The sequence below is a fragment of the Candidatus Protofrankia californiensis genome, from assembly GCF_900634765.1.
Lineage (GTDB): Bacteria > Actinomycetota > Actinomycetes > Frankiales > Frankiaceae > Protofrankia > Protofrankia californiensis.
The window spans coordinates 1-5141 of record NZ_CAAAFT010000477.1 but is presented as its reverse complement, the minus strand read 5'-3'; the positions used below and the strand labels follow the sequence as shown (position 1 = coordinate 5141).

5 protein-coding genes are annotated in these 5141 nt (G+C 65.0%); 3 read left to right on the top strand and 2 right to left on the bottom strand.

Features of this window, described 5'->3' with window-relative positions; all coding sequences use genetic code 11:
• Positions 1-137 precede the first annotated feature (137 nt).
• Positions 138-770, bottom strand: coding sequence for a TetR/AcrR family transcriptional regulator (locus tag DD1DGNOD_RS24605; RefSeq protein WP_206443411.1), 633 nt, complete (start codon positions 768-770; stop codon positions 138-140).
• A 338-nt stretch (positions 771-1108) separates the two neighbouring features.
• Between DD1DGNOD_RS24605 and DD1DGNOD_RS24600 the strand changes: the two genes are divergently transcribed.
• The 3 genes from DD1DGNOD_RS24600 to DD1DGNOD_RS24590 all read left to right on the top strand — a co-directional run bounded on the left by DD1DGNOD_RS24600 (position 1109) and on the right by DD1DGNOD_RS24590 (position 4571).
• Positions 1109-1714 (top strand): NADPH-dependent FMN reductase, encoded by a 606-nt coding sequence (locus tag DD1DGNOD_RS24600; RefSeq protein WP_131771133.1) that lies wholly within the window; start codon positions 1109-1111, stop codon positions 1712-1714.
• Positions 1715-2286: 572 nt separating this feature from the next.
• Positions 2287-3144 (top strand): phytanoyl-CoA dioxygenase family protein, encoded by an 858-nt coding sequence (locus tag DD1DGNOD_RS24595; RefSeq protein ID WP_241251838.1) that lies wholly within the window; start codon positions 2287-2289, stop codon positions 3142-3144.
• Positions 3145-3608: 464 nt separating this feature from the next.
• Positions 3609-4571, top strand: a complete 963-nt coding sequence (locus DD1DGNOD_RS24590; protein ID WP_131771132.1) for an alpha/beta fold hydrolase — start codon at positions 3609-3611, stop codon at positions 4569-4571.
• A 96-nt stretch (positions 4572-4667) separates the two neighbouring features.
• On the opposite strand, the gene DD1DGNOD_RS24585 is transcribed toward DD1DGNOD_RS24590, so the two are convergent.
• On the bottom strand, positions 4668-5141 hold a 474-nt coding region (locus DD1DGNOD_RS24585), incomplete at its 5' end, for an ATP-binding protein (protein WP_131771131.1).

Genomic DNA, 5141 nt, shown 5'->3' with positions numbered 1-5141 from the left:
CTCCACGAACGCGGCACTCACCGCCGGAACCGCCGCCGCGCCCGGCTTGGCCACCGGGCTGTCCACGCTGTCCACGGTCCAGCCTGTGTCCGCCGGTTGAGGAATATCCGAGCCGGGGCGGCCGGCGCTGGCATCGGCTAGGTCTCCCGGGTTGGCGGGGTCTCCCGGGACAGGTAGCCGTAGAGAAACGCGTGAACACTCGCAGTGGCGATCTTTTCGATCTCGGCATCCTCGAGCGGGACCGCGCCGAGTTGGGTCCTGCTGGTCACCCTGGCCGTGATGAGCGCCGCGAAGTGTTGAGCTGCGCACTCGGCGTCCTCGATCCGGAGCAGTCCTCGATCGTTTAGGCGTCCCAGCTGCGCCGCCAGCGCGTGCTGGACCCGAAGAGGACCGGCCTCCTGCCAGGCCTCGTGCAGTTCCCGCGGAAAGCGCTCCGCCTCGGCGTTGATCCTTCGGACGATCGCGAAATGGTCCGCGAACTCCGGCAGCGGCCTGAGCCACTGCCTGCCGAAGGCGATGAGATCGGCCTCCAGGTCGGTGATCTCGCCGAGGTGGCGTTGGATGATCGCTTCGTAGGCGGCCGCGACCTGATGTGAGCTTTCGGTCAGTACGGTGGCGAACAGGTGTTCCTTGTTCTCGAAGTGGTTGTAGATCGTACGGGTCGACACTCCGGCCTCTGCGGCGATCATGTCGATGCTCGCCCCGAGGTAGCCGACGCGACCGAACACCGACCGGGCGGCACGCATGACGGCCTGGCGTTTGTGTGTCATGCCCCGGCGCGGTCGGGCTTGTTCCTCATACGTGTTGGTCAACATGGTTCCCGGGATCAGGGTGCAGAGCGTGGATCATGTATTGCCATGCACGTTGTGTTTTACAAAATTGCCATGCACGTTGTACTTTACTTCAGGTGACCATCACGTCAAGGCGTCTGGCCGATCACGCCGATGTATCCGATGGTTCCACGTCCTTGCTGTTCCCGCTCTTAGCACCCGACCGGCTGGCGGTGGTCGGGCGCTGACCCGTACCGGCCGCCGTTACGCATACGACGTCCGTGGGCGCCGGCGGACTGACCGTCCACATACGTCAACGACAGACAGGGAGTGTCACGATGTCCAGTCACGCCCTCAAGCTCGCCGTGATACTCGGCAGCGTCAGGCAGGGGCGTTTTGGCCCGGTGGTCGCGCAGTGGTTCCTCGGCGAGGCGCGGCAACACGGCCGGTTCGATGTGGAACTGATTGATCTGGCGGAAGTGCCCCTGCCGCTCGTGCTTCCGTCCGAGTCGCCGAAGGCCGCGGCTGCGTACCCACGTCCGGCCGGGATGGCGGATCTCACCAGGAAACTGGATGCGGCGGACGCGTTTGTCGTGGTGACGCCGGAGTACAATCACAGTTTCCCCGCATCGGTCAAGAGCCTCATCGACTGGCACTTCGCCCAGTGGCAGGCCAAGCCGATCGGTTTCGTGTCCTACGGCGGAGTCGCTGGTGGTCTACGGGCTGTTGAGCAGTTGCGGTTGGTGTTTGCCGAGATGCATGCAGTCACCGTACGTGACACCGTCAGTTTCCACAGATATCCGGAGCTTTTCGACGCCGACGGTCGGCTGGTCGACCCTGACGGACCGAACGGCGCAGCCAAGATCCTTCTTGATCAGCTCGCGTGGTGGGGTGCGGTGCTCCACGACGCAAGGCTCAACAGCCCGTACAGCATCGGGGTTTAGGACACCGCTGAGCAATGGCACCCGATCAGTGAGCCGGGGTCCGGAAGCCGATCTGGGTCAGGGAAGTCAGGGAAGTCAGGGAGGTCGGGGAGTCGATCTGTCAGGTCCGCATCCGCGCCAGGCCGGCAGGGCGACACCAGGCCCCCCGGATAGCGGCGTTCTATCCGGGCCGACGAGCCAAACGCGCAGGCCGACACCCAGACCGGATGCTCCGCTGGAATAGCTTGATACCTTACGGGAGGCGGGCCACCGCGCCATACGCTGCCGTCTCCTCGGTGGACGGGCGGGGCTGCGGTTCGTGCTCCGCCCGCCAGCCCTTCGGTTCCGCTTGAGTTGCCCAATTCGAGCGTTCTTCTGCACGGCGTCCCCTAAAATCACATGGTTCACTGCTGCGCTCATCGGTGTGAGGAAGGTCAGGAGTGGGGGAACTCGCTGTTGTCACCAGTGCTTCGTCGGATTCGTCAACCAACTTCGAAGTGAACTACATTAATCGGGTCGGCGTCCAGCATTGTGCGCGGTTGGATCCGACGGCCCGCGGCGGGTATGACAAGCTGAGACAAACGCCGGTCGCCGTGACACAACTGACTTCCAACGGGTTGTCGATCCCCTTCGACGGCGCCCGCTTCACGTTGCTGCGCGACAGTACCCCGCTGCTGTCCGACCCGGACGCGCTCCGACGCCGGTTCCACGACGACGGCTATCTGCACCTGCGCGGTGCGCTTGATCCCGACGAGGTCCGCGCACTGCGGGCGGACTATTTCTCCCGATTTGATCCGATTTACCTCAAGACCGGCACCGAGCCGGTCCATGGTGTTTTCTCCGGGCAGCTACCGTCGGGTCTTCCGCCGCACGGCTGGCCGGGTCATCCGGCCCACAGCTTCGTCCGTTCCGCGGCCTTCACCCGGTTCATAGAGAATCCGACGTTGCTGCGCCTGGCCGAGACGCTCCTGGGCGCTTCCGCGGTCCTGCTGCCGCGGCATATCGTACGGCACTTCCACCGCGGGTCGTCCAGTGCGACTCGTGCCCACGTCGACTTCGACTACCTCGACGAGGGCTCTGATCAGTTGGTGACGATGTGGATCCCGCTGGGTGACTGCTCGGTCGAGACCGGCGGCATCATCTACCTGGAAGGTTCACACCGGCTCAGCCGTGAGGAGCTGGCGCCCCTGCGCAAGGTGACGGACCGTCCGGACGATCCCCGGCCGATCAGCCACGACCTCTCCTGGGTCTCCACCCGTCTGGGCCTGCGGTGGATGCACATCGTTAGCAGAGCCGGCGACATCACTTTGCACAACTCGCACCTCATCCACGCCTCCCTGGACGTCACAGGGGAGGTGATGCGCCTGTCCACCGATCTGCGCTTCGCCCGGCGTGACGACAACATCGATTACCGCTGGACGATCCCCTGGTCGGGCAACGACGGAAACTAAAGATCCTGTTCTGGCTCCCGTGCCTGATCGGCCGCGACGGAGATCGGCGTGCATACGGCCTGTCTTGTCAAGGCGGTGCAGGTCGAGCTGACCATTGCGGCCGCCGGCTTGCGGAGAGCATTTTATCGTCGTCGGCCTCGACGCGTTCTTTGCCGCGCGGCGGCGACGGTACAGCGGACGCGGTGACGATTCCAAGGTCGATGAGGAGATGGGTCCTCCTGATGTCGGAATCACCGAGAATAACGACGGTTTCTCCCGCATCGACCTAAGTGTCGATGCGGGAGACGGTAGCAGTATTCATGCCTGGGATGCGGACGGAGGTGAGATCTCGGGAGAATTTCAGGGAGGCTGCTCCTCGCATACCGGCCCATACCGGAATGATCTTTACCGGCCGGCTCCGGACACACGGAACAGTATCCTGATGGCGTCAGTACGGGCAGGCGTACGTGGGCAGGAGACAAAGCGTGCAGTGCGACCCAAAATCGATTCCGTCCTCGGACGACGAGCCGGACCGGGCCGGGGTCACCACCGACATTGATGCTCCGGTGACGGTACGCATCCCCGCCGAAGGGGTCGAACTGGTCGGCGACGCCTATGGTGACCCGGCTGCCGTCCCGGTACTGCTCCTGCACGGAGGCGGTCAGACCCGCCACTCCTGGGGCACGATCGCCCACACGCTCGCCCGCAACGGCTGGTATGCACTCACCATTGATCTGCGCGGGCATGGCGACAGTGGATGGTCGCCCGACGGGATCTATCCACTGAGCCGGTTCGCCACCGACGTCGTAGCGGTCGTGCGGTGGACGGGACGAGTGCCCGTGCTCATCGGGGCATCCCTCGGTGGCATCGCCTCGCTTGTGGCCCTTGAGCAGCATCCCGACCTCGCCGCCGGCATAGTCCTCGTTGACGTCTCACCGTTCCTGCAACCCGCCGGTACGAACCGTATCCGCGAATTCATGGCGGCCAAGCCGGAAGGCTACGGTTCCCTGGACGAAGTCGCTGACGCCGTCGCGGCCTATCTCCCCCATCGGCCCCGGCCACGCAATATCAGTGGCCTGCGCAAGAACCTCCGTCATGTCAACGGCCGGTGGTTCTGGCATTGGGACCCCGCCTTCCTGCGTGATCCCAACAATCAGCCATCCCAACGTGAGCGTACGATCACTTCCGGGATCGACACCGCGGCCGTCTCGCTGCGGATCCCGACCCTGCTCGTGCGCGGCGGCGAGTCGGACGTGCTGAGCGTCGACGATGCCCGTCGCTTCCTCGAGCTGGTCCCCCACGCCGAATACGTCGACGTCGCCGATGCCCACCACATGGTCGCCGGCGACGACAACTCGGTCTTCGACCAGGCGGTCCGTGGCTTTCTCGACCGGCGTATCCGTCCCCGCCGACGTCCCGACCTCGCCACGACCCCTCCGTCGTTGTGAGGGGCCTGCCGGAGCCTGTCGGTTGATCTTCAATCGGGCGGATCGTCGACATGTATGGCCGACATCTGCGTGAGGTTCGGGTGGCGCGGGGGTTTGTTAGAGGAGTTGTTCGGCCCAGATGGTTTTGCCGGTGCCGTTGTAGCGGGTGCCCCAGTGTTGGGTGAGTTGAGCGACGAGGAAGAGGCCGCGGCCGTTTTCGTCGAGGGTGCGGGCGCGGCGCAGGTGAGGGGCGGTGTTGCTGGTGTCGGAGACTTCGCAGATGAGGGTGTGGTCTTGGATGAGGCGGAGGTGGATGGGGCCGGTGGCGTGGCGGATGGCGTTGGTGACGAGTTCGCTGACGACGAGTTCGGTGGTGTAGGTGGCGTCCTGCAGGCCCCATGCGGTGAGTTGGCGGGTGGCTTGGGTGCGGGCGTAGGCGACGATGGCGGGGTCGGCGGGGAGTTCCCAGGAGGCGACTTGGCCGGTGGTGAAGGCGTGGGTGCGGGCGAGGAGAAGTGCGATGTCGTCGTCGGCGGGGCGGTCGGGGAGGAGGGCTTTGAGGATGAGGTCGCAGGTGGTGCTGAGGGAGGG

Bases quoted from the DNA above. Each gene is read 5' to 3' on its own strand.
- DD1DGNOD_RS24605 (WP_206443411.1), bottom strand. From the start codon at position 770: ATGACACACAAACGCCAGGCCGTCATGCGTGCCGCCCGGTCGGTGTTC.
- DD1DGNOD_RS24600 (WP_131771133.1), top strand. From the start codon at position 1,109: ATGTCCAGTCACGCCCTCAAGCTCGCCGTGATACTCGGCAGCGTCAGG.